Genomic DNA, 24,405 nt, shown 5'->3' with positions numbered 1-24,405 from the left:
CTACGCCGCGACCAGATACGAGAACACGGACTCAAGAGACTCGTCGGACGGCGACACCGTGAGCAGCCGGATGCCGTGGTCGCGGGCGACCCTGGGCAACAGCGCGGTGAAACGGCCGAAGTCGACGGCCTGGATACGCAACGCGCCCTCCGCCAGATCGACTTCGATGCCGGACGTCGACGAGTCGGAGATCAGCGCGGCCGCGAGTGCGCGGTCGTCGCTGGAGCGCACCAGATAGCGGTGCGGACGGTCGGTCATCAGGCGGCGGATCTTGCGGAAGTCGCCGCTGGCCGCGTGCCGGCCTGCGACGACGACCTCGATGTGGCGGGCGAGTTGCTCGACCTCTTCGAGGATGTGGGACGAGAACAGGACCGTGCGGCCCTCGTCGCCCATCTTCCGCAGCAGAGCCATCAGCTGCATGCGCTGGCGCGGGTCCATGCCGTTGAAGGGTTCGTCGAGGAGCAGGAGCGAGGGGTTGTGGACCAGGGCGCTCGCCATCTTCACGCGCTGCCGCATGCCCTTGGAGTACGTCGAGATCTTGCGGTCCTGCGCGTACTCCATCTCGACGGTGGCCAGGGCCTTCTGGGCGGCCTTGGCGCCGAGGCCGTGCAACTCGGCGTTGGCGACGACGAATTCGCGGCCGGTGAGGAAGTCGTACATCGCCTCGCGTTCGGGGACGATGCCGATGTGCTGGTAGATGGCCTCGTTGCGCCACACCTGCCGGCCGTCGAGGGTGACGGTGCCGGTGGAGGGCGCCAGGAAGCCGCCCATCATGTTGATGAGGGTGGACTTTCCGGCGCCGTTGGGGCCGAGGAGGCCGGTGACGCCCGGGCCGATCGTCATGGTGATGTCGTTGACGGCGACCACGTTGCCGAACCAGCGGGAGACGTGGTCGATGGTGAGGGTGGTCACAGTCCGGCCTTTCGGTAGCGGCGCATCAGGAGGCCGTAGCAGGCGGCGATCAGGCCCAGGGCGACCAGGACGTACACCACGCCCTCGCCGTTGCCGGGGCCCACCCCTCCGGGGGACGCGGCGGTCGCGCCGAGGAAGGCGGACTGGACCCCGTCGATGAGCGTGATCGGCGAGAACAGGCCGATCCAGGCGATGGCGTCGGTGGTGCCCTGTGACTCGGCGATGGCCTGGAGCGTGGAGACGGAGCCGTAGGAGATGGTCAGGACGGCGATCACGGCCGCGATGCCGAAGCCGCGGCGCGGGGTGACCGAGGCGATGACGAGGCCGATCCCGGCGAAGAGCACGGAGAGCAGAGCCACGGAGACGAGTCCCTGGGCGAATCCCTTGGTCTGGTCGGCGAAGTCGAGTTTCGCCAGCAGCGCGCCCACATAGAGCACGACCAGCGGCGCCGCGGTGATGATGAACATGGCCGAGGCGAGCGCCGCGTACTTGGCGCGTACGTAGTCGGCGGTCTCGATGGGTCGTGAGAAGTACAGCGGTACGGTCTTGAAGCGCAGGTCGCGGGAGACGGACTGGGGTGCCTGCGAGGCGACGTACAGGCTGATGACGGCCTGCATGATGATCGCGTAGCGCGTGTAGTCGACGGGCAGGTCGTTGGCCTGGGTGGCGACCGCGACGGCGACCATGATGGCCGCGGGCACGCACATCACCGCGAACAGCAGCATGGGCAGCACCTTGGACTTCACCGAGCGGCCGAGGCCGTAGGAGCCGCGCAGGGACTGCGAGTAGAGGGAGCGGGTTGCGTAGGAGCGGCCGAGGCGGGGGCCGTCGTAGTTGCGGTAGCCGATGTTGTGGATGCGGGTCTGGTCGCCCGGGGGTGCCGCTGCGGGGTGCTCAACTGCCATGGCCGACGGCCTCCTTCCGCTGTGCGTCGCTGTTCTGGGAAGCCTCGCTGGTGTCCTCGGAAGCCTCGTCCGTGAAGACCTCGGAGATGTGGTGCCTGCGCTGTTCCATGCGGACCAGACCGAGGCCGAGGTCGGCCACCACATCGCGGACGAGGTCGTAGGTCTCTTCGCCCCGTGCGGTCAGCAGCAGGAGGTGGCCCGCGCCCGGCAGGCCGCTCGCCGAGTCGAGGAGGTCCACCCCGCGCGCGTGCAGCGCTTCGCGCACCGCGCGGGTGCCGTCCGGGTGCTCGTCGGTGTCGGTGACCTCGACGGCGAGCGTCGTCGTGGTCTGGGTGAAGTCCTTGGTGGAGCTGGAGCGCAGGAGCTTGCCGCCGTCGACCACGACGACGTGGTCGCAGGTGCGCTCCAGTTCGCCCAGCAGGTGGGAGGTGACCAGGACCGAGATGCCGAAGTCGGTGTGGATCCGGCGGATCAGGCCGAGCATCTCGTCCCGGCCGACCGGGTCGAGGCCGTTGGTCGGCTCGTCCAGGAAGACCAGCTGAGGGTCGTGCACCAGGGCCTGGGCCAGCTTGACGCGCTGCTTCATGCCGGTCGAGTAGCCGCCGATCGGCCGGTAGCGCTCCTCGTACAGTCCGACATGGCGCAGGGTGTCCGCGGTGCGTTCGCGCGCGGCGGCCACCGGGAGGCCGGACATGCGTGCCATGTGGACGACGAACTCGGTCGCCGAGACGTCCGGGGGCAGACAGTCGTGTTCCGGCATGTAACCGACTCGCTCGCGGATCGCGGCGCCGTTGGCGGCGACGTCGAGTCCGAGCACTTCGGCGCGGCCTTCGGTGGCAGGGGACAGACCCAGCAGGATCTTGATCAGTGTGGACTTGCCGGCTCCATTGGCTCCGACGAGTCCGGTCACACCGGGCCCGACGTCCACGGAGAGCCGGTCAAGCGCGGTCACCCGGGGGAACCGCTTACTCAGGCTTTCGGTCGCGATCACAGTCACGTCCGAAGACGGTAGTGACGCAGACCACTCCCGTCGTCAGACTCGAGGGTCGTCCTGGCGTCCCTCTGGAGTCGTACGGGGCCTTAAGGGTCCCCCTAGGGTCGAACAACGCCGGTCGTCTTTTCCACATCAGTGGCGTTGTCCACAGGCGCGGGCGGTCCTATTGACGCAGCCCCCAACGACTGTCACATTCGCCAGTGTCAGGTTGCGGACACGTACCGTGGTCGGCGTGGACGGGTTGGGGAGGGGGACGGGTGGGGGGTGTCGGGTGACGACGGCGGCTGCCGGTGAACGCGCCGTGGAACTGCGGAAGTTCCGGACGGTGCAGCGCCTGGCGTATGAGTGCGCGGAGGCGGTCGCGGCCCGGTTGCAGCCGGGTGTGACCGAGCGCGAGGCGGCGCGGATGCAGCGCGAGTGGCTGCGAGAGCGGGGCGTGCGGGACTGGTTCCATCTGCCCTTCGCCTGGTTCGGAGACCGCACGGCGTTCGTGAACTTCCGCGTCCCGTTGCAGTTCTTCCCCACCAACCGCCGGCTTGAGCCCGGGATGCCGTTCATCCTGGACATGGCACCGGTCTTCGAGGGCTGCACGGCGGACATCGGCTACTCCGGATCGCTCGGCCCCAACCCGGTGCAGGAAAGACTGATGGCCGACCTTGAGGCGCATCGTGAGCTGATCCTGCGCGAGGTGCGCGAGCGTCGCCCGCTGCGGGAGATCTACGAGGACGTGGACCGGCTCATGGTCCGCCAGGGCTACGCCAACCGGCACCGCGCCTACCCGTTCGGCGTGATCGCCCACAAGGTGGACCGGGTCAAGGAGCGCCGGTGGTCGCCGTATGTGTTCGGGTTCGGCACCCAGTCCCTGAAGGGCCTGGCGAGCGACGCGCTGCACGGCCACCGCGAGGGCTGGTCGCCGCTGTGGTCGCGGTACCGCTTCTCCGACCACCCGCCACACCCGGGCCTGTGGGCGGTCGAACCCCACCTCGGCTTTCGGGGTACGGGCGCGAAGTTCGAGGAGATCCTGGTCGTCACCGACTCCAAGGATCCCGAGCAGGGCGCGTTCTGGCTGGACGATGACGTGCCCCACGTGCGGCGCTGGGCGGAGGGCAAGTGACGGTGCTGGAGGGGGCGCGGGAGCGCTGGGTGCGGACCGGCGGGGTCGAGCTGTGCGTCGCCGAGCTGGGGGACCCGGACCGGCCCACGGTCGTCCTCGTGCACGGCTACCCCGACAGCAAGGAGGTGTGGTCCGAGGTCGCGACCCGCCTCGCCGACCGCTTCCATGTGGTGTTGTACGACGTCCGCGGCCACGGCCGGTCCACGGCCCCGCAGCCGCTGCGGGGCGGCTTCACGCTGGAGAAGCTGACGGACGACTTCCTGGCGGTCGTGGACGCGGTCAGCCCGGACCGGCCGGTCCACCTGGTGGGACACGACTGGGGCTCGGTGCAGTCCTGGGAGTTCGTGACCGTCTCGCGGACCGAGGGGCGGATCGCGTCCTTCACCTCGATGTCCGGGCCGTCCCTGGACCACTTCGGGCACTGGATCCACGCGCGCGTGAAGCGCCCCACCCCCCGCCGGGTCGGCCAGCTGCTGGGCCAGGGCGCCAAGTCCTGGTACGTGTACCTGCTGCACACCCCGGTCTTGCCCGAACTGGCCTGGCGCGGCCCGCTCGGCAAGAGCTGGCCGCGCATCCTGCACCGCGTCGAGCGCGTACCCGGCCGCGGCTACCCGACCTCCTCGCTCCCGAGCGACGCGGCCCACGGGACATGGCTGTACCGGGACAACGTACGGCCGAGGCTGCGCAAGCCCCGCGCGGACGCCTACGCGCACGCGCCCGTGCAGCTCATCACGCCCCTGGAGGACGCGTTCCTGTCCGAGAAGCTCTACGACCAACTGGAGCAGTGGGCTCCGCAGTTGACCCGCCGCACGCTCCCCGCCAAGCACTGGATCCCGCGTACCCGGCCCGACCAGCTGACGGCGTGGATCGCCGAGTTCGTGACCGCCGTCGAGGGCGGCACACCGGAGGCGGGCGCCACGGGCAAGCACGCCGACCGGTTCGGCGGGCAGCTCGTCCTGGTCACCGGGGCGGGCAGCGGCATCGGGCGGGCCACGGCATTCGCGTTCGCCGAGTCGGGCGCACGCGTGGTTGCCGTCGACCGGGACGCGGAGGCCGCGGCGCGCACCGCCGAGCTGTCCCTGCTGGTCGGCGCCCCCGAAGCCTGGGCGGAGACCGTCGACGTCTCCGACGAGCAGGCCATGGGGAAGCTCGCCGAAAGGGTCGCCGCCGAGTACGGCGTGGTGGACGTGCTGGTGAACAACGCCGGGATCGGCCTGTCGGGCTCCTTCATGGACACCACCCCGGAGGACTGGCGGAAGGTCCTCGACGTCAACCTCTGGGGTGTGGTCCACGGCTGCCGCCTCTTCGGGAAGCAGATGGCCGAGCGCGGACAGGGCGGCCACATCGTCAACATCGCGTCGGCGGCGGCATACCTGCCCTCCAGGTCGCTGCCCGCCTACAGCACCTCCAAGGCGGCCGTGCTGATGCTGAGCGAGTGCCTGCGCGCGGAGCTGGCCGGACAGGGCATCGGCGTGACGGCGGTGTGCCCCGGCTTCGTCAACACCAACATCACCTCGACCGCACGCTTCGCCGGGGTCGACGCCGACGAGGAGAAGCGGCGCCAGAAGAAGTCCGCCCGCCTGTACGGGCTGCGGAACTACCCGCCGGAGAAGGTCGCCGACGCGGTCCTGCGGGCGGTCGTGAAGAACCAGGCCGTCGTCCCGGTGACACCCGAGGCGCGCGGCGCCCGCCTCATGTCCCGGTTCACGCCCCGCGCACTACGGGCCGTCGCCCGGCTGGAGCCACCGCTATGAGCGATCACCGGTACGCCATCACCCCACGCCGCGTGTCCTTCGACTGGACCCGCACGCCGCTGCACTGGATCCCCGGCGAGCCGACCGCGACTCACGTCTTCAACGTGCTGCATCTGCTGCTGCCGGCGGGGGAGCGGTGGTTCGTGAAGGTGTTCAGGGAAGGCCTGCCCCTGGTGCGGGATCCCGAACTCCGGTCAGACGTCAAGGGGTTCATGGGCCAGGAGGCCACGCACAGCGTGCAGCACGCGCAGGTGCTCGACCACCTCAAGGCACAGCAGCTGGACACGGCGGAGTTCACCAAGTACGCCGACTTTCTCTTCGAGCGGCTGCTCGGCGAGCGCCCACCGCTCGGCCTGCCCATACCGCAGCCGGAGTGGCTGCGCTGGCGGCTGGCGACCATAGCGGCGATCGAGCAGTTCACGGCGGTGCTCGGCGACTGGGTGCTGGCCGCCGACGCCCTGGACCGGGCCAAGGCCGACGAGGTCATGCTCGATCTGCTGCGCTGGCACGGCGCGGAGGAGGTCGAGCACCGCGCGGTCGCCTTCGACATGTACCAGCACTGCGGCGGCCGTGGCATGCCGCGCTACGCCCGCCGCCTCGCCGCGATGGCCGTCACCGCGCCGGCGATGCTCTACCTGTGGGCATGGGGAACGGCGTACCTGATACGTCACGATCCGCAGCTCGCCGGCCGCCTGCGCTACTCCCTCACCGAGCACAACACGGCTGTCCGCAAGGGCCTGTTGCCCGCGTGGCGGGAGCTGGGTGCCGCGATACCCCGGTACTTCCAGCGGTCGTACCACCCTTCGCGGGAAGGGTCGATGAGCAGAGCGGTCGAGTATCTGAGGAGGTCCCCGGCGGCGACGGCGACGGCATGAACGAAGAGGATGCCCGAGTCCCGGAACGCCTCTCCGCCGCCGAGGCGGGCACGGCAGCCGCAGGAGCCGAGACGGCCACCGCAGCCGCAGACTCCGAGGCGGCCACCGCAGCCGCAGACTCCGAGGCGAGCACCGCGCCCGCCTACCGGATCGAGGACCTCGCGCACCTCAGCGGCGCCACGGTCCGCACCATCCGCGCCTACCAGGACCGCGGCCTGCTCCCCCGCCCCGAGCGCCGTGGCCGGGCGAACGTCTACGGCGACGCCCATCTCGCCCGTCTGCGCCAGATCGCCGATCTCCTGGACCGCGGCTACACCCTGGCCTCCATCAAGGAGCTGCTGGATGCCTGGGATGCCGGGCGTGGCCTGGGCGGCGTACTCGGGCTGGTCGCCGAGGTCGACGGTCCGTGGACCGACGAGGAGGCGGTACGGATCTCCCGCACCGAGCTGGATGCCCGGTTCGGCGGCTCCCCCGACGACGCGGCGGTCGCCGACGCGGTCGACCTCGGTGTGCTGGAGCCGGTGCCCGGCGACGACGACTCGTTCCTCGTGCCCAGCCCTCAGGAACTCGCCGTGGCCGTCGAGTTGCACGCTGCCGGGGTCCCCTTGTCCGCGATCTCGGAACACCTAAGGGAGTTGAGGGGCCAGGTGGAGCACATGGCGGCTCGTTTCCTGGAGTTCACCACCGAGCACGTCTTCGCCCGCCACCTGGACGGACCGCACCGTCCGGCCGATGCGGACGCCGCCGATGCGGCCTCGCTCGTACGACGCCTGCGACCGCTCGCCCGTCAGTCGGTGGACGCCGAACTGGCCCGCGCGATACGCCTGTTAGCAGTGCGTTACCCGCGTGAGCACCTCGGCACGGGCGAGGCTGCGCACACGGGCGAGGAGGCGCGGTCCGTGACGATTCCGGCGGGGACGATGCGGGCCGTGGAGAAGCTGGTTGGTCCGGGCAAGGCGGCCGAGTTCATCGCGCTGGCCGCCGAACGGGAGGTGCGGGCACGCGCCTTGGACGATCTCGCCTCAAGTCCGGCCACTCCAGTTGATCTTGAAGAATGCCCCTGAAACGACGGCCCCTTGTCCACAGAATCGCCAATTCCCCTGTGGATAACATGACTTGGTTGTGGATCAAACATCCAACAGCAATTCATTCGCGTGATCCATGTCTCTCGCGGCACCCTGAGGGCATGGATGAAAGACGCACCGTGAAGGTGTCGAAGTACCTCTCAAAGCATCTGCGCCATCAGCCCGAGCGGATCGGGCTCGTGCTCGACGAGGGCGGCTGGGTCGAGATCGACACGCTGATGGCCGCGGCAGCCGCACACGGCTTCCGCTTCACACGGGAGGAACTGGACCATGTGGTCGCCGCCAACGACAAGAAGCGCTTCGCGGTCGACGGCTCGCGGATCCGCGCCAGCCAGGGCCACAGCGTGGAGGTGGACCTCGGGCTGTCCCCGGCCACCCCGCCGCCGTACCTCTACCACGGCACCGTGGCCCGCAGCCTGGACGCCATCCGAGCCGAGGGCCTGCGACCCATGAACCGGCATGACGTGCACCTCTCACCCGACCGCGAGACCGCGACCCGCGTCGGCGCCCGCCGAGGCCGGCCCGTCGTCCTGTCCGTCGACGCAGCCGCCATGCACCGCGACGGACATGTCTTCCACGTCAGCGCGAACGGGGTGTGGCTGACGAAGGCCGTACCACCGCAGTACCTGAGGTTCCCGGAGCGGCACTGAACTCTCTCCGGCATGATCAGTGGTATGGACCACTTCCCCACCACCGAGGCCGCCGTCACCGCCCTCCGGGAGATCGCCGCCGAGCACGCCCGCGAGATCGAAGTGAGCCATGACATCGGCGCCGACCAGACCTCGCGCCGCACGGCTGCGGGCATAGGCGCCACCACCGACCCGGACGGCTCCCTGCCCCATGAGGCATACGTCGAGTTCGGCGGCTCGCCCCGGGTGAGCGTCCGCCTCTATCCCGAGGACGACGCACTGATCACGGTCGAGGGCGTCGAATGCCCGGACATCCCGCGGGACGACGTCCCCGCCTTTCTCCGCTCCGTCTTCGGTGGGCTCGCGTACGTCACCGCGCGCCGCTTCCCGCCCGGCTATCGCCTGGTCGTGCCGCTGCCCGGAGACCGCGTGCACAAGGAGTGGACAAAGATGATCATCCTTACTCCGTGGCTGAGCAGCCGCGTACGGTGACCGTTTCACGTGAAACCCGCTCGGCCGCTTACGCTCGGCCCCGAGTCTGCGTCTGAGCACTGCGATCCTCCCTTAGCGCCGCTGACGCAAAGGCGACCGTTCGGCATGGCAGCGCGCCGATCAGTTGCGGCTGACACGCGGCTCCAGGTCTCGTCCCCGGCCGGTAGGGCTGGTGCTCGGGTTGCTCGCAGTCACTGGAGCGTAGGGTCACGGTATGCGACTGAGCACGGTAATCCTTCCCATCCACCGCTGGAGCGAGGGACACCAGCACTGGCGGCGTGCCGAAGACCTCGGCTTTCACGCGGCCTACACCTACGACCACCTGTCCTGGCGCACCTTCCGGGACGGCCCTTGGCTCGGGGCCGTTCCCACGTTGACCGCAGCAGCAACGGCTACGCAGAGTATTCGATTGGGCACGCTCGTCACGTCAGTCAAGGCTTTTTCGCCTATCGCAGGCTGACCTGCGAAGATTTCTTTCGGTAAGCTGTCACAGCTGCCCGTCTCAGATACCGATGAGCCGGACACGGTCGCCACACAACCGGGCCATGTCGTCGACGTCGGAGGTCACCATGACCACTGGGCCGGGCTGACGCAGGGCCACCTCGGCCACGGTCGCGTCGATCGCGTACTTGTGGCCGTGCAGACCGGCGGCCTTGAGCAGTTCCGCGGACGCCTTCGCCGCGTCCTCGGTCACCGGCTCGATCTTGACTCGGGAGAGCGCCCACCGCAGCCGAGGCATGTTCACCCGCGCATGGCTGACTTCCACAATGGTGTTGGCACCGATGACGAAATCGGCACCCACGGCATGGAACACCTGGAACATCGCGAGGATCTTGCGGTCCTGGGCGATCCAGGCAGAAAGCCCCTGGGAGTCCAGTACGACCGTCTCGACATGCTCTTTCACGCCGCGCTGGCCGATCCGCCCGTACCCGTCGTCCCAAAGATCCTGGAGCGCGCCTCCGCCAACTCCTCCTCGGTGAAGGCCCCGTGCTCCTCCTGGTGACGCCGCAGGTCGGCACCGAGCAGTTGGTGCCGCAGTTGCCGCGCCACCGCCTCGGCGACATAGCCGGAGACGTTGTCGGTGAGCTTCCTGAGCTCGGCGACCTGCTCGCTCGGCAGCGTCACAGTGATACGCGTGGTGTCCGCCATGACCCGAGCATACTGCGATATGCGCCCCGGGTCGTGTCGCTCGCCACACGTCCGCACGCGAGCGCACCCTGCCAGCCACACCGGGGCCATGCTTGCCGAAAGGGAACGGCCGCCGACATCCGGGTTTGAGCAAGGCTGCGCCGACCCGCCATGATGGGCCTGCTTGGTGAGCGGGACGCGGTGAGGGCCGCCTGGAACACGATGGAGCGAATGGGCGTGGCACGGGTCGTCGTACGAGAACCACGCACCAGCACGAGGATCACGCCACCGCTCGCCACACCGGAGGCAACCGCCTTCGCGGTCGCCCTGCTCGACGGCGGCTGGGCGGCGGTGTTCCTGCCCGGCGAACCCGCCCGCCTCGGACGGCTGCTGCTCTGGAAGCCCACCGGGGCAGCGGCGGCAGACGGCACAGTGCCCGAGGGCATCGAATCCGAGTCGGTGGAACTGGTACTGCCGCACGGCCGGTCGGTCCGACGCCGCAGAGTCGAGGGCTATGCGCTGCCCGCCGCCGTCGCTGTCGCCGCCCTGGCCGACGCCCGGCCGGCGCATCCGTCCGCCGCGGCCTGGCAAGCCGCCTCCCGCTTCGCGCTGCGGCTGCTCGCCGACGGCCGTCTCCATCCGGCCCTCACCGACGCCGGCTACGACACGTGGCAGGCGGGTCCCCTCACCGCCGTACAGCGGCAGACGCTGGACGCCCTCGGCGCCGCCTTCCCACCCCACGCCCACTGCCTGCCCGAACCCGGCCCGGCTCCACTGCGCATCGCGGAACCGGTCGCGCTGGTACGCCAGTTCTGCGACGCGGTCGCGGATGACCTGGTCCGTACTCCGGCCGCGCCGCTCGCGATGGGGGCGCTGCCGTACGCCTGGCGCGAGGCGCGTGCCGTGCCCGTCCTACGCGAGTGGGCCGAGGAGACCGCCGCCGCGTTCACCGCCGACATCGGCGTCTCGCTGCGTGTCGACCTGCCCGAGGGGCGGCGCCGGCAGTTCCGGGCCGTTCTGCAGTTGCACACCGCGGCGGATCCGGCGCTCGTCGTAGAGGCCGCACGGCTGTGGAACGAGCCGTCCGAGACCGAGCGCCTCCTCGGCCCTCGCGCCGAGACCGAGACGCTGCTCGCACTGCGCCGCGGCGCCCGCGTCTGGCCTCCACTCGACCGGCTGCTGAAGGGCGCCGCGCCGGACCAGCTGCGGCTGACCGACGACGAGGCGTTCGACCTGCTGGGCGACGCCACCGACACGCTGCGCGCCGCCGGTATCGACGTGCACTGGCCGCGCGAGCTGGTCAAGGCGCTCAGCGCGACTGCCGAGATCGGGCAGCGCACCGCGCCCGGCTCCAGTGCCGGTGGTCTGCTCGACGCCGACGCCCTCCTCGACTTCCGTTGGCAGCTCTCGCTCGGCGGTGAGCCGCTCACCGAGGCCGAGATGGATGTCCTCGCCGAGGCACGCCGTCCCCTCGTCAGGCTGCGCGACCAGTGGGTGGTCGCCGACCCGAAGCTGGTGGCCCGCGCCCGACGCCGCCGGATGGAATCGCTCACTCCCATCGAGGCCCTGGGTGCCGCGCTGACCGGCGAGGTGGAGCGGGACGGGGAGACGATCACCTGTGCTGCGGTCGGGGCGCTCGGCGACCTGGTCGCTCGTATCCGTGAGCCCGAGTCCCGTACTCCCGCCACCCAGCCCGCCGCTCTGAAGGCCACGCTGCGCGACTACCAGAAGCGGGGTCTGGCCTGGCTGGCGGAGATGTGCGAGCTCGGCCTCGGCGGCTGCCTCGCCGATGACATGGGCCTGGGCAAGACCATCACCCTGCTCGCCCTGCACCTGCACCGCCAGACCGACCCCACCACCGCGGGCCCCACCCTCGTCGTCTGCCCCACCTCCCTGCTCGGCAACTGGCAGCGCGAGGCCGCCAGATTCGCGCCCGCCACCCCCGTACGCCGCTACCACGGCGGCGACCGCCACCTGAAGGACCTGGCCGGGGACGAGATCGTCCTGGTCACCTACGGTGTCCTGCGCCGCGACCGCGATGCCCTCGCCGAGAACGCTTGGTCGCTGATCGCCGCCGACGAGGCACAGCACGTCAAGAACCCCTACGCCGTCACCGCCCGCGAACTGCGCGCCCTGCCCGCCCGCGCCCGCGTCGCCCTCACCGGCACCCCCGTGGAGAACAACCTCTCCGAGCTGTGGGCGCTCCTCGACTGGACCACCCCCGGACTCCTCGGCCCCCTCGCCGCCTTCCGCGACCGCCACGCCCGCGCGATCGAGTCGGGCGAGGACGCACAGGCCGCCGAACGGCTGTCCCGCCTCGTCCGCCCGTTCCTGCTGCGCCGCCGGAAGTCCGACCCGGGCATCGCACCCGAACTGCCCGCCAAGACCGAGACCGACCGCGTCGTCCCGCTCACCGCCGAGCAGGCGAGTCTGTACGAGGCTGTGGTCCGCGAGACCATGGCGAAGATCGCCGAAGCCGACGGCATCGCCCGCCGCGGACTGATTCTCAAGCTCCTCACCGCGCTGAAGCAGATCTGCAACCACCCCGCCCAGTACTTGCGCCAGTCCACACCCCTGCACGGCCGCTCGGGCAAACTCGACCTCCTCGACGAACTCGTCGACACCATCACCGCCGAGGGCGAGTCGGTGCTGGTCTTCACCCAGTACAAGCAGATGGCGGCTCTGCTGGAGAGACATCTCGCGGAGCGAGGCATGCCCACCCTCTTCCTGCACGGCGGCACGCCCGTCACCGCACGCGAGGAGATGGTGGAACGCTTCCAGCGAGGCGAAGTGCCGGTGTTCCTGCTGTCGTTGAAGGCGGCCGGCACCGGCCTCAACCTCACCCGCGCCACCCACGTCGTGCACTACGACCGCTGGTGGAACCCTGCCGTCGAGGACCAGGCCACCGACCGCGCCTACCGCATCGGCCAGGACAAGCCCGTCCAGGTCCACAAGCTCATCGCCGAAGGCACCGTGGAGGACAGGGTGGCGAAACTGCTGGAATCCAAGCGGGCGCTCGCCGACGCCGTCGTCGGCTCCGGCGAGGCCGCGCTGACCGAACTGTCCGACGCCGACCTCGCCGAACTCGTCGCCCTGGGGAGGCAGTCATGAGCCCGTCCGTCCCCGGCCCTCGCCGTGCACCCGGCCGCGGCAGGCGTGCCTTCGCGGCGACGTGGTGGGGCCAGGCATGGGTGACGGCCCTGGAGGACTCCACCCTGGACTCGGGGCGGCTGTCCCGCGGACGCACCTACGCCCGCCAGGGCATGGTCGGCGCGGTCACCGTCGCCCCCGGCGAGGTCAGGGCCGCCGTCCAGGGCAGCCGTCCGCGCCCGTACCGCTCCGCCGTCCACCTGCCCGTCCTCACCGACGCCCAGTGGCACACCCTTCTCGACACCATCGCGGCCCGAGCCGGGCATCTCGCGGCACTACTCGACGGTGAGATGCCCGCGGAGCTCATCGACGACGCCCGCCACGCCGGCGTCCCCCTGCTCCCGCGACCCACCGAGCTCGACCCCGAATGCTCCTGCCCCGACTGGGGCCATCCCTGTAAACACGCTGCCGCGCTCTGCTACGCCATCGCCGCCACCATCGACGACGACCCGTTCGTGCTGTTCGCGCTGCGGGGCCGCGGACGGGACGACGTCCTGACAGAACTGCGCGCACGCCGGACAGCGGGCCGGACCACGGACGCCCCGCCCGCTCCGGCCGGTGTCCACGCGGCCGGCGCCTACGCCGCGTGGACCGCCCTGGCCGAGCGCACCCCGGGGTGGCCCGACCTGCCCGAACCGTCCGCCCACGACACCGCGCTGCCGGTCCCCCCACCGACCGGCAGCGGTCTGGTCGGCGCGGACCTGGAGCGCCTGATGACCGATGTCTCGGCCCGCGCGGCACGGCTGTTGTCGGGCGACGCCACCACCCTGCACCTGACCCAGCACCAGGACGCCGTACGCATCGCCGCGAGCGGCCCCGGCCCCGAGTGGTTCCACCACCTGATCCAGAACACCGGCGCCAACCCCACCTCCTTCGCCCGTCTCACGCGCGCCTGGCGCCACGGCGGCCCCACCGGCATCACCGTCACTGAACAGCCCCACAGCCCGGAACCGTCGGCTATGACAGCAGCCCGTACCGCCCTGACCACGGCCCTCGCCGAGATGACCGACACCCCCGTCCGTCTCAGGGCCTGGCGCAACCGCCTCACCCTCCCCGACCACTGCATCCAGCTGCGCCTGGGGCCCGACGCCCGCTGGTACCCCTACCTCCAGGACGACGACGGCCAATGGTGGCCGGCGGCACCGGCCGACACCGACCCCGTTGCCGCGCTCACCGCGATCTGGCAGCGCACCGGGATGTAGTACAAATCCCTCAGCATTGCTCGCAGTCACCAGAACATAGGGTCGTAGGCATGCGACTGAGCACCGTAATCCTTCCCATCCACAGGTGGGGCAACTCGCGAACGCTGATCGCTGCCGCTGGCGGATCGTCCCTGCCGCCGTCCGGGGCAGCGGCGCAGTGGTGCGAGCGGTCGCTGCCGCGTGAACGGTGACTACCGACGGCCGGTGAGGAGCGCGCTGAGGTGGTCGCCGATCACGGAGACACCGGGGAGGGGTTCGTTCGCGTAGTACCAGGGCTTGCGTCGGCGTAGCAGCGCCTCACCGTGCTCGCTCCAGGTGAATCCGGGCTTCCGCAGCAGCGTCCGGAACACCGCGTCGGCTGTCTCCGGGTACGCGGCGGCCAGTCGGCGGATCGGCAGCGGCGCGATCGACTCCTCGCGCAGGTACGTGCGCAACAGGTCCTGGTGCCGCCTGCGGCCCGCGAGCGCCGGGTTCGCGAAGAGTTCCCGCAACATTCCGTAGTCCGCGTAGAAGTTGAGCCCGTCGGCCTCGTCGTAGATGACACCGATGCTGTCCGACTCCGCCAGTTCTCCCGGTAGCTCGAAGAAGGGCAGGTCCAGGCCGGGTAGCCGCCTGCCCCGGGCACGGTCGGGCTGTCCGGCGACGGCTGCCTCTTGGCGGTGGCGGTAGTAGGCGTTGAGGAGGTCCTCGGCTTCGGCAGGCGGAAGGACCAGTTCGTCGCCGCCGCAGAACTCGACGAACGCGGCCCGGTCCTCCCGCATCTGCTGCCAGCCCTGCTCGATCTTCACGGGGTTGCGGAAGACCAGTTCGGGCTGGCTGGTGGCCAGGTGGAGAGCGGCTTGGGCGATCTCGGTGGCGCTGGACTTGGGGTAACTCGACATCGCCCCGGACACCAGCCACGCCCCACCGGCCGAGTGGAGGGGTACGAGGCAGGTGTGCAGGAAGCTCCCCTTGGACACTCCACGGAACGCTCCCCGCCCCACATTGGAGTACGTGCGGTACTCCAGGTCGTCGACCAGGTTCAGCAGGACGACGGCGTCCTTCTCCTTGCGCTGGACCTCGAAGATGCCCTCGACCGGGTCACGCCAGCCGAGCAGCATCTCCCGGTCGACCGCCGTCAAGTCCTTCCGTCCAGCAACGAAGCGGTCCACCACGGTCGAACCGTCCGGCAGGCGGTACCGCAGGATGAAGTGATCAATGATCCGGATCGCCTCGCCCTCGTCCAACTGCCGCTCAGGCCCTGCAGCCTCCAGCAGGAGGGGCGTCAACCACCGGTCGAAGCGGGCGCTCTGCCCGAAGGCGACCAGCTGCCCTTTCAACTCGCCACTGCGCTCGATGAGGTCGGCCAGCGACGGTCCACCGCCGCTCTGATGCCTGCCCTGTACGACGTCAGCCACGTTCAGCCCTTCCACACAAGCCGGTCCCGCGTGGGGTGTGAGGTGCCCGGCCTCAACCGGCCCAGTGACGGTACGCCTCGATCCACTCCACGCCCTCGGGCCCCGGGCTGGACAACGGCAACTCCAGGATTCCAATCGACTGCCGCACGCCTTCGCGAGAGCACAGAGCGACGATCCTGCCGTCCGGCGTGAGGTCGATGCCGTCCACGGTCACCTCGACGCCGAGAACCGCGGTGGTGAAGGGCAGGCCGAGGTGCTCCTCAAGCATGGTGAACAGACCGGTCAGCTGCTCGTCCTCGTTGTAGGCATCGACAGTCGCCTCTTCGATCATGGCCTCAAGCTCGACCGTATCCAACATGCCCATGGGGCAACACTAGCGACCCTCGGGGTGACACCGGGCGGCCATGGCACTGCTGGTATCCCACCTCCGGGACGACGAGGGCGAATTGGTGGCCCGCGGCACCGGCCGACACCGCCCCTCTCGCGGCACCCATGACGGTCTGGGAGCAGCGCTCACCGACCTGACCGAGACATGACCGCGACCGTGAGCCGTCAGAGAGACCATCCAGACCAGGAAGCCCGAAGGCACAAGTTCACGTCGCCGAACTTCCGGCACCCGGTGACCCTCGCCAAGGAGCTGATCTCCCTCGACGACATCTCGGGCGGACGCGTCACCCTCGGCATCGGTGCCGGCGGTACCGGCTTCGACGCCACCGCCCTCGGTCAGGAGCCTTGGACGCCGCGCGAGCGTGGCGACCGGTTCGCTGAGTTCGTACTGCTGCTCGACCGGCTGCTGAGCGAGGACACGGTGTCCTACGAGGGCGACTTCTACGCGGCGCACGAGGCGCGCAACATCCCCGGCTGTGTGCAGCGGCCCCGGTTGCCGTTCGCAGTCGCCGCCACCGGGCCGCGCGGGCTGCGGCTCGCCGCTCGGCACGGACAGGCCTGGGTGACCACCGGCGACCCCAAGCTGTACGAGAACGGCACTCCTGAACAGTCGATTCAAGCCATTCGTGGGCAGGTGGAGAAGCTCGCCGACGCGTGTGCCGTCCTCGGCCGTGATGTGTCCGGGCTGGACAAGATCCTGCTCAGCGGTTTCACCCCGGACCGTGGCCGCCCGCTGCAGTCGCTCGACGCGTTCGTGGACTTCGCGGGTCGGCACCTGGAGCTGGGCTTCACCGAGATCGTGATCCACTGGCCCATCCCCGACTCGGACTTCGCCGCCGACGAGAAGGTCTTCGAGCAGATCGCCATGGAGGCGCAAGCGCAGCTGCTCTGAACCGCCGCTACGACAGCGGGGCACGGTGGGCACAAGGGTGCGGCGAGAGCCGTCATCACTCACATGTGCGGAGTCTCGCACGGCCGTGCAGGCATATGCGCGAGAATGGCCGGGTGACCTCAGCGACCAGACAGCCCGAGACCCCGGCATCCACTGTCCCGCCGCGCCTGATCGCGACCGATCTCGACGGCACTCTGTTGCGCGACGACAAGTCGGTCTCCCCGCGTACGGTCGCCGCTCTGGCCGCCGCCGAGGAGGCCGGCATCGAGGTCTTCTTCGTCACCGGCCGCCCGGCCCGCTGGATGGAGGTGGTCAGCGACCACGTCCATGGCCACGGCCTGGCGATCTGCGGCAACGGCGCCGCAGTGGTCGACCTGCACGGCGACGCCGGTGCCCACCGGTTCGTGAAGGTGCGGGAGCTGACCAGGCACAACGCGCTGGACGCCGTACGACTGCTGCGTGACGCGGCGCCCGGCACGCTGTACGCGGTCGAGCAGACGTACGGCTTCCACCAGGAGCCCGACTACCCGAAGCTGCACATGGAGGTCCCGGACCATCTGGCGCCGGCCGAGCACCTGCTGGCTGCGGACGGTCCCGGTGCCGATGAGCCGGTGCTCAAGATCCTGGCGTACCACCCCGAGCTCGATCCGGACACCTTTCTCACCCTCGCCCGTCTCGCTGTCGGCGACCGTGCCAACGTCACCCGGTCCAGCCCCAGCGCCCTGCTGGAGCTCAGCGGCCCAGGTGTCTCCAAGGCCAGCACGCTCGCCCTGTGCTGTGCCGAGCGCGGCATCTCGCACGAGGAGGTCGTCGCGTTCGGGGACATGCCGAACGACGTGGAGATGCTCACCTGGGCGGGCCAGTCGTACGCGATGGGCAATGCGCACCCGGATGTGATCGCGGCCGCGTCGGGACAGACGGTCGCCAACAACGAGGACGGGGTGGCGATCGTGATCGAGCAGATGCTGGCGGAGCGGGTGTAACGGGCGTCATCCAGGCGCACGCCTCTTACACGAGCCACGGTCAGCACTGGAGCCCGCCCCCGTACCCCAGCCCCGGTCACGAGGTGAGCGCATGTCAGCGATCGTGACGCGCCGCTGCGGCTCCGGGCCCGTTCAAGTCGTGCGCATGCGGGACGCATTGCTGCGGACGGAGCACGGCACGGGGGATCCCGCAATGCGGCGCCTGCACACCGCCGTCGCACCACCGCCGTTCCGGGGTGCATGTGCGACGGAGATCCGAGCGGATCACCACGCGGCTAGTGCACGCCTGCCAGCAGCTCCGACTCCGCCTCCCGCTCCGCCATCCGCCGCAGCGGCCCCTCCACCACGGCCAGCTCCGCATACGTGCCGCGCTGCGCCACGCGCCCCTCCTCCAGCACGATCACCTCGTCCACCGTCTCCAGACCGGCCAGTCGATGCGTGATGAGCAGCGTCGTACGGCCCTCGGTGGCGGCCAGCAGATCGGCGGTGAGCGCATCCGCGGTCGGCAGGTCGAGATGCTCGGCGGGCTCATCGAGCACCAGGACGGGGAAATCGGCGAGCAGCGCACGGGCCAGCGCGAGCCGCTGCCGCTGCCCGCCGGACAGCCGCGCCCCGTGCTCGCCGACCAGGGTGTCGAGCCCATCGGGCAGGCTCTCGGCCCAGTCCAGCAGCCGGGCCCGCTCCAGGGCGTCGCGCAGTTCGCCCTCGGTGGCGTCCTTCCTGGCGAGCAGCAGGTTCTCCCGCACCGAGCTGTCGAAGAGGTGCGCGTCCTGGGCACACAGCCCGACCAGCCGCCGTACGTCGTCGCCGTCCAGCGCACCCGCGTCCACGCCGCCCAGCGTGTATGAGCCCGCGTCCGCGTCCAGGAACCGCAGCAGCACCTGCGCGAGGGTGGTCTTGCCGGACCCGGACGGGCCGACCACGGCGATCCGGCGCCCCTCCGCCAGCGTCAGGTCGAGGCCGGCGAGGGCGTCCCGCTCCTGCCCCGGGTGCCGGGCGGCCAGCCCCTTGACGACCACCGGGAACGGCGACGCGGGCGCCTGCCGGGGCCGCTCCGGCTCTTGTACGGGCTCGGGCGCGTCCAGCACGTCGTACACGCGCTCGGCGCTCCGGCGTGCCCGCTGCCGGAACCGCACGGCCACCGGCATACCGAGCACCGCCTCGAAGGCGGCCAGCGGGGTGAGGACGACGACGGCCATGGCAATGCCGCCGAGGCGGCCGTCGGCGACCGCCTCGGCGCCCACGAGGGCAGTGGCTGCGACGGTCAGGCCGGAGACGAGCGCGGTGAGTCCGTCACCCAGCGCGGTGGCGGTGGCGGCGCGGGAGGCGATCCGGGTGAGTGTGCCGTCGGCCCGCCGTACCCCGGCGGTACGTGCGGGCAGCGCGCCGGCGATAGTCAACTCGGCGGTGCCGGTGAGCAGATCGGCCACGCGGGTGGCCAGCACTCCTCGGGCGGGGGCCAGCCTGCGCTCCGCCCGCCGGGCGACGGCCCCGGTGAGCAGCGGGACACCGGCGCCGGCTGCCAGCAGCCCTACGGCGAGAGCGGCCCCGGCCTCGGGCAGCAGCCAGGCGGTGAAGCCGACCGAGGCAGCGGACACGGCGACGGCGGCACCGGCGGGCAGCAGCCAGCGCAGCCAGTAGTCCTGCAGCGCGTCCACGTCGGAGACGAGCCGCGACAGCAGGTCGCCCCGTCGGGTCCGGCGCAGCCCGGCGGGCGCCAGCCGCTCCAGTCGCCGGTACACGGCGACCCGCGTATCGGCCAGCATCCGCAGCACGGCGTCGTGCGACACCAGCCGCTCGGCATACCGGAAGACGGCGCGGCCGATCCCGAAGGCCCGCGTCGCCGTCACCGCGACCATCAGATACAGCACGGGCGGTTGCTGCGAGGCCCGGGAGATGAGCCACCCGGAGGTGGCCATGAGCCCGACGGCGCTGCCGAGGGCGAGGCTTCCGAGCAGCAGGGCGAGTGCGAGACGTCCGCGGTGGGCGCGGGCCATGGCGCGGACACGGGCCAGAACGCCGCCGACCGGCGTCGAGAACTCTGTCTCCGGCTCCGCAGCGCGGTCGTCCGCCGCCGCTTCCTCGATGCGTTGGGCCGCCGCTCCCTTGGACGTGACCTCCACGGGAGCGTACGCCGTTGCCTCTTCCAGCCGCACGACTCGATCCGCGACCGCCAGCAATGCCGGCCGGTGCACCACCAGCAGCACCGTCCGCCCCATCGCCAGGCGGCGCACCGCCGACACGATCTCGCCCTCGGTCTCCCCGTCCAGCGCGGCCGTCGGCTCGTCGAGCAGCAGCACGGGCCGGTCCGCCAGGAACGCCCGGGCGAGCGCGAGCCGCTGCCGCTGCCCGGCGGACAGCCCGGTTCCGTCCTCGCCGAGCAGGGTGTCCAGGCCCTGGGGCAGCGCGTCCACGAACTCCAGGGCGCCCGCGTCCCGAAGCGCTTGCAGTACGTCCATGTCGTCCGCGTCGGGACGCGCCAGCCGTACGTTCTCCGCGATCGTCCCGGCGTACAGATGAGGCCGCTGCGGCACCCAGGCGATGCGCGACCGCCACTCCTCCAGGTCGACTTCGGCGAGATCCACTCCCCCGAGCGCCACACGCCCCTCAGTGGGCCGTACGAACCCCAGAAGGGCGTGCAGCAGCGTCGACTTGCCCGCACCGCTCGGCCCGACGAGTGCGACTGTCTCTCCGGGCTCGACGGCGAAGGACACGTCGGAAACGGCGTCCACGGACCGCCCGGGGTATCGGACCGTGACGCCGTCGAAACGCACAGGGCCGGCCGGTACAGCAGCGGTGCCCGACGGCGGCACCGGCGTCTGAAGCACCGCAAAGATCTCCTCGGCGGCGGCAAGACCCTCCGCCGCCGCGTGATATCGCGCCCCCACCTGTCGCAACGGCAGATACGCCTCGGGCGCGAGCACCAGGATGACCAGGCCGATGTAGAGATCCATCTCGCCATGGACGAGCCGCATGCCGATGGTCACCGCGACCAGGGCCACCGAGATCGTGGCAAGCAATTCCAGAGCGAAGGATGAGAGAAAGGCGATCCGCAGAGTACTCATGGTCGCCTGCCGGTACTCGCCGGTGATGCGCCGGATCGAGTCGGCCTGCGCTTTGGCCCGCCCGAACACCTTCAAGGTGGGCAGCCCCGCGACGACGTCCAGGAAGTGCCCGGACAGCCGGGACAGCAGCTGCCACTGACGGTCCATCCGGGACTGCGTGGCCCAGCCGATCAGCACCATGAAGATCGGGATGAGAGGCAGGGTGCCGACGATGATCGCGGCAGAGACCCAGTCCTCGGTCACGATCCTGGCCAGCACCGCGACAGGGACGACGACGGCCAGGCCCAACTGCGGTAGATAGCGCGAGAAGTAGTCGTCGAGGGCATCCACTCCGCGGGTGGCAAGCGCGACCAGGGAGCCGGTCCGCTGCCCGCTCAGCCAGCCGGGCCCGAGCGCCCCGGCCCGCTCCAGCAACCGCCCGCGCAGCTCCGACTTCACCGCCGCACTCGCCCGATGGGCAGACAACTCGGTGAGCCAGGCGACAGCGGCTCGCCCGACCGCGACAGCCACCAACAGCAGCAGAGGAGTGCTCAGTTCACCGACCGACAGCCCGTGCTGGAACGCACCGACCACCACCTCGGCGATGAGCATCGCCTGCGCGATGACCAGCGCCGCTCCGACAGCGCCCAGGCCGACGACGGCCAGCAGGAAGAGCCGGGTGGCGCGGGCGTACCTAAGCAGTCGCGGGTCGATCGGTTTCACGTGAAACACACCCTCTTCCCAAGAGGTCTCATGGGGCTCATGTAGCTCACGGAGCACATAGGACTCAGTGGGGCACTCGGGCTTGTTTCACGTGAAACACGCCCCAATTCGGACTCAGTGCACTGCTCCGGCAGCTGCGTCGGCGGCGATGTGCTGTGTGCCGATGCGCTTGCGGAACACCCAGTACGTCCACGACTGGTAGAGCACCACGATCGGCGTGGCGATCGCCGCACACCAGGTCATGATCTTCAGCGTGTAGGGGCTCGACGATGCGTTGGTGACCGTGAGGCTCCAGTCCTCATTGAGCGAGGACGGCATGACGTCCGGGAAGAGCGACAGGAAGAGCATCGCCACGGCGGCCACGATCGTGAGCCCGGACAGCGCGAACGACCAGCCCTCCCGCCCGGCCTGATTCGCCGCCAGCGCCGTGACCAGGGAGGCGACCGCCACGATCAGGGCGACCAGGCTCTGGCCGTCGCCGCTGTCGACCTGCGTCCAGAGCAGGAAGATCGACGCCAACACGGCGGTGATCAGACCGACTTGCAGCGCCAGCTTCCGTGCCCGCACCCGGATGTCCCCGACGGTCTTGAGCGCCGTGAACACCGCACCGTGGAAGGTGAACAGCGTCAGTGTCACCAGACCACCGAGCAGGGCGTACGGGTTGAGCAGGTCCCAGAGGCTGCCGACGTACTCGAAGTCCTGGTCGATCTTCACGCCCCCCACGATGTTGCCGAAGGCCACGCCCCACAGGAACGCGGGAATCAGGGAGGTCCAGAAGATCGCGGTCTCCCAGTTGCGCTGCCAGTTCTCCTCGGGCCGCTTCGCCCGGTACTCGAAGGCGACGCCCCGCACGATCAGGCAGACCAGGATGATCAGCAGAGGCAGATAGAACCCGGAGAAGAGTGTGGCGTACCACTCGGGGAAGGCTGCGAAGGTCGCGCCGCCCGCCGCGAGCAGCCACACTTCGTTGCCGTCCCAGACGGGGCCGATGGTGTTGATCAGCACCCGCCGCTCGGGCCGGTCCCGTGCAAGCAGCTTGGTGAGGATGCCGACTCCGAAGTCGAACCCCTCCAGGAAGAAGTAGCCGGTCCACAGGACGGCGATGAGGACGAACCAGACGTCGTGAAGTTCCATGACTGTGCAGCTCCCTCGGCCTAGTACGAGAAGGCCATCGGCTTGTCGGCGTCACGGGAGTCGCCGCCGATCTTCGTGGGCGGGTTCAGGTCGGCCTCGGTGAGCTCGGGCGGGCCGGCCTTGACGTACTTCGCGAGCAGCTTGACTTCGATGACGGCGAGGATGGCGTACAGGGAGGTGAAGACGATCATCGAGGTGAGGATCTCGCCCTGGGAAACGCCGGGGGAGACCGCGTCACGGGTCTGCAGGACGCCGTAGACGACCCACGGCTGACGGCCCGTCTCGGTGAAGATCCAGCCCCAGGAGTTGGCGATCAGCGGGAAGGCCAGAGTCCAGATCGCGATGCGCCAGTACCACTTGGTGAGCGTCGGGCCGAGGGGCTTCTTCCGGAACAGCACGAGATGCGGCACCTCGTCATCGGCCACCCTCAGGTGCTGCGGCAGCATGAACTTCTTGCGGGTCAGCCAGAGTCCGACCAGGCCGATGGTGAAGGACGTCATTCCGAAGCCGATCATCCAGCGGAAGCCCCAGTAGGCGACCGGGATGTTGGGCCGGTAGTCGCCGGGCCCGAACTGCTCCTGCTCGGCCTTGTTGACGTCGTTGATGCCGGGCACGTACGAGCTGAAGTCGTCCTTGGCGAGGAAGGACAGCAGGCCTGGAATCTCTATGGCGACCTTGTTGTGACCCTTCTCCACATCGCCGTAGGCGAAGACCGAGAAGGGTGCCGGTGCCTCGCCGTCCCAGAGCGCCTCGGCGGCGGCCATCTTCATCGGCTGCTGCTCGTACATGATCTTGCCGAGTGTGTCGCCGCTGACGGCGGTGAGCAGGCCGCCGACCGCGACGGTGACCAGACCGAGCCGAAGCGAGGTCTTCATCTCCCGGATGTGCCTCTTGCGGAGCAGGTGGAAGGCGGAGATGCCGACCATGAAGGCACCGCCGGTGAGGAAGGCGGCGGACAGCGTGTGGAAGGCCTGGGCGAGTGCGGTGTTCTGGGTCAGCACCAACCAGAAGTCGGTGAGCTCGGCCCGTCCCTTCTCCTCGTTGATCTTGTAGCCGACCGGGTGCTGCATCCAGGAGTTGGCCGCCAGGATGAAGTACGCCGACAGGATCGTGCCGATCGAGACCATCCACATACAGGCCAGGTGGATCTTCTTCGGCAGCTTGTCCCAGCCGAAGATCCACAGGCCGATGAAGGTCGACTCGAAGAAGAACGCGATCAGAGCCTCGAAGGCGAGTGGGGCGCCGAAGATGTCACCGACGAAGCGCGAGTAGTCGGACCAGTTCATGCCGAACTGGAACTCCTGCACGATGCCGGTGACCACACCCATCGCGATGTTGATCAGGAAGAGCTTGCCCCAGAACTTGGTCGCCTTGAGGTACTTCTCCTTCTCCGTGCGCACCCAGGCGGTCTCCAGGCCGGCCGTGAGGGCGGCCAGCGAGATCGTCAGCGGGACGAACAGGAAGTGGTAGACGGTGGTGATGCCGAACTGCCATCGCGCCAAAGTCTCCGGCGCCAAAGCCAGGTCCACGTCGTCGGTCTCCTTACGTCGCCGTGGTCACAGCGGCGGTTTGCCTCGCTCGTTCCGCGCATATCGGGATTAACCG

General features: G+C 69.9%; 21 protein-coding genes and 1 pseudogene. 12 read left to right on the top strand and 10 right to left on the bottom strand.

Annotated features, from left to right (window positions below; translation table 11 throughout):
* The 3 genes from GFH49_RS18990 to GFH49_RS18980 are packed head-to-tail and all read right to left on the bottom strand — an operon-like array spanning position 1 to position 2,808.
* Complete coding sequence (locus GFH49_RS18990) at positions 1–912, bottom strand: ABC transporter ATP-binding protein (RefSeq protein WP_155057264.1); 912 nt, start codon at positions 910–912, stop codon at positions 1–3.
* Complete coding sequence (locus tag GFH49_RS18985; RefSeq protein ID WP_155057263.1) at positions 909–1,817, bottom strand: ABC transporter permease; 909 nt, start codon at positions 1,815–1,817, stop codon at positions 909–911. The genes GFH49_RS18990 and GFH49_RS18985 overlap by 4 nt, the downstream gene beginning before the upstream one ends.
* Positions 1,807–2,808: an ABC transporter ATP-binding protein gene (locus tag GFH49_RS18980; RefSeq protein ID WP_155057302.1), complete on the bottom strand. Its 1,002-nt coding sequence runs from the start codon at positions 2,806–2,808 to the stop codon at positions 1,807–1,809. Before GFH49_RS18980 ends, GFH49_RS18985 begins: the two co-directional genes overlap by 11 nt.
* A 274-nt stretch (positions 2,809–3,082) precedes the next feature.
* Here GFH49_RS18980 and GFH49_RS18975 point away from each other — a divergent pair, with 274 nt between their 5' ends.
* The 7 genes and pseudogenes from GFH49_RS18975 to GFH49_RS18945 all read left to right on the top strand — a co-directional run.
* Positions 3,083–3,925 (top strand): M24 family metallopeptidase, encoded by an 843-nt coding sequence (locus tag GFH49_RS18975; RefSeq protein ID WP_155057262.1) that lies wholly within the window; start codon positions 3,083–3,085, stop codon positions 3,923–3,925.
* Positions 3,922–5,679 carry an SDR family oxidoreductase gene (locus tag GFH49_RS18970; RefSeq protein ID WP_155057261.1) on the top strand — a complete coding sequence of 586 codons (1,758 nt, stop codon included), beginning with the start codon at positions 3,922–3,924 and terminating at the stop codon, positions 5,677–5,679. Before GFH49_RS18975 ends, GFH49_RS18970 begins: the two co-directional genes overlap by 4 nt.
* Complete coding sequence (locus GFH49_RS18965; RefSeq protein ID WP_155057260.1) at positions 5,676–6,554, top strand: metal-dependent hydrolase; 879 nt, start codon at positions 5,676–5,678, stop codon at positions 6,552–6,554. Before GFH49_RS18970 ends, GFH49_RS18965 begins: the two co-directional genes overlap by 4 nt.
* Positions 6,551–7,618 (top strand): MerR family transcriptional regulator, encoded by a 1,068-nt coding sequence (locus tag GFH49_RS18960; RefSeq protein ID WP_155057259.1) that lies wholly within the window; start codon positions 6,551–6,553, stop codon positions 7,616–7,618. The genes GFH49_RS18965 and GFH49_RS18960 overlap by 4 nt, the downstream gene beginning before the upstream one ends.
* Before the next feature lie 122 nt (positions 7,619–7,740).
* Positions 7,741–8,289, top strand: coding sequence for an RNA 2'-phosphotransferase (locus GFH49_RS18955; RefSeq protein WP_155057258.1), 549 nt, complete (start codon positions 7,741–7,743; stop codon positions 8,287–8,289).
* Positions 8,290–8,301: 12 nt separating this feature from the next.
* Entirely contained in the window at positions 8,302–8,760 is a 459-nt protein-coding gene (locus tag GFH49_RS18950) for a hypothetical protein (protein WP_155057257.1), read from the top strand.
* Between the two features lie 214 nt (positions 8,761–8,974).
* Positions 8,975–9,211: pseudogene (locus GFH49_RS18945) on the top strand (LLM class flavin-dependent oxidoreductase); the annotation flags it as partial.
* Between the two features lie 51 nt (positions 9,212–9,262).
* Here the strand turns inward: GFH49_RS18945 and GFH49_RS18940 are convergent.
* Both GFH49_RS18940 and GFH49_RS18935 read right to left on the bottom strand, forming a co-directional pair.
* Positions 9,263–9,664 (bottom strand): DNA-binding protein, encoded by a 402-nt coding sequence (locus GFH49_RS18940; protein ID WP_155057256.1) that lies wholly within the window; start codon positions 9,662–9,664, stop codon positions 9,263–9,265.
* A complete protein-coding gene (locus GFH49_RS18935) occupies positions 9,661–9,909 on the bottom strand; it encodes a type II toxin-antitoxin system CcdA family antitoxin (RefSeq protein WP_155057255.1) in 249 nt (82 codons plus the stop codon). Before GFH49_RS18935 ends, GFH49_RS18940 begins: the two co-directional genes overlap by 4 nt.
* A gap of 210 nt (positions 9,910–10,119) precedes the next feature.
* Between GFH49_RS18935 and GFH49_RS18930 the strand changes: the two genes are divergently transcribed.
* On the top strand, positions 10,120–12,999 hold the full coding sequence (locus GFH49_RS18930) for an SCO1167/SCO6262 family helicase (RefSeq protein WP_230396368.1): 2,880 nt from the start codon (positions 10,120–10,122) through the stop codon (positions 12,997–12,999).
* Complete coding sequence (locus GFH49_RS18925; protein WP_155057254.1) at positions 12,996–14,240, top strand: SWIM zinc finger family protein; 1,245 nt, start codon at positions 12,996–12,998, stop codon at positions 14,238–14,240. The genes GFH49_RS18930 and GFH49_RS18925 overlap by 4 nt, the downstream gene beginning before the upstream one ends.
* A 191-nt stretch (positions 14,241–14,431) precedes the next feature.
* On the opposite strand, the gene GFH49_RS18920 is transcribed toward GFH49_RS18925, so the two are convergent.
* Positions 14,432–15,637, bottom strand: coding sequence for a hypothetical protein (locus GFH49_RS18920; RefSeq protein WP_155057253.1), 1,206 nt, complete (start codon positions 15,635–15,637; stop codon positions 14,432–14,434).
* A gap of 52 nt (positions 15,638–15,689) precedes the next feature.
* Positions 15,690–16,001 carry a calcium-binding protein gene (locus GFH49_RS18915; RefSeq protein WP_155057252.1) on the bottom strand — a complete coding sequence of 104 codons (312 nt, stop codon included), beginning with the start codon at positions 15,999–16,001 and terminating at the stop codon, positions 15,690–15,692.
* A 40-nt stretch (positions 16,002–16,041) separates the two neighbouring features.
* On the opposite strand from GFH49_RS18915, the gene GFH49_RS41000 reads away from it, so the two are divergent.
* The 3 genes from GFH49_RS41000 (at position 16,042) to GFH49_RS18905 (ending at position 17,899) form a co-directional block, all read left to right on the top strand.
* Positions 16,042–16,173, top strand: coding sequence for a hypothetical protein (locus GFH49_RS41000; RefSeq protein ID WP_268867509.1), 132 nt, complete (start codon positions 16,042–16,044; stop codon positions 16,171–16,173).
* 8 nt (positions 16,174–16,181) lie between these two features.
* On the top strand, positions 16,182–16,916 hold the full coding sequence (locus GFH49_RS18910) for an LLM class flavin-dependent oxidoreductase (RefSeq protein WP_230396367.1): 735 nt from the start codon (positions 16,182–16,184) through the stop codon (positions 16,914–16,916).
* A gap of 95 nt (positions 16,917–17,011) precedes the next feature.
* Positions 17,012–17,899 carry a Cof-type HAD-IIB family hydrolase gene (locus GFH49_RS18905; RefSeq protein ID WP_196218045.1) on the top strand — a complete coding sequence of 296 codons (888 nt, stop codon included), beginning with the start codon at positions 17,012–17,014 and terminating at the stop codon, positions 17,897–17,899.
* A 275-nt stretch (positions 17,900–18,174) separates the two neighbouring features.
* On the opposite strand, the gene cydD is transcribed toward GFH49_RS18905, so the two are convergent.
* The 3 genes from cydD to GFH49_RS18890 form a co-directional block, all read right to left on the bottom strand.
* A complete protein-coding gene (gene cydD / locus GFH49_RS18900; protein ID WP_155057250.1) occupies positions 18,175–21,666 on the bottom strand; it encodes a thiol reductant ABC exporter subunit CydD in 3,492 nt (1,163 codons plus the stop codon).
* A 114-nt stretch (positions 21,667–21,780) separates the two neighbouring features.
* Complete coding sequence (gene cydB, locus GFH49_RS18895; RefSeq protein ID WP_155057249.1) at positions 21,781–22,800, bottom strand: cytochrome d ubiquinol oxidase subunit II; 1,020 nt, start codon at positions 22,798–22,800, stop codon at positions 21,781–21,783.
* Between the two features lie 20 nt (positions 22,801–22,820).
* A complete protein-coding gene (locus GFH49_RS18890; RefSeq protein WP_155057248.1) occupies positions 22,821–24,329 on the bottom strand; it encodes a cytochrome ubiquinol oxidase subunit I in 1,509 nt (502 codons plus the stop codon).
* Between the last annotated feature and the right edge of the window lie 76 nt (positions 24,330–24,405).

It is taken from the genome of Streptomyces blattellae (assembly GCF_009709555.1).
Classification (GTDB): domain Bacteria; phylum Actinomycetota; class Actinomycetes; order Streptomycetales; family Streptomycetaceae; genus Streptomyces; species Streptomyces blattellae.
Note: the sequence above shows the minus strand (reverse complement) of the source record. Positions and strands in the feature narration are given on the sequence as shown.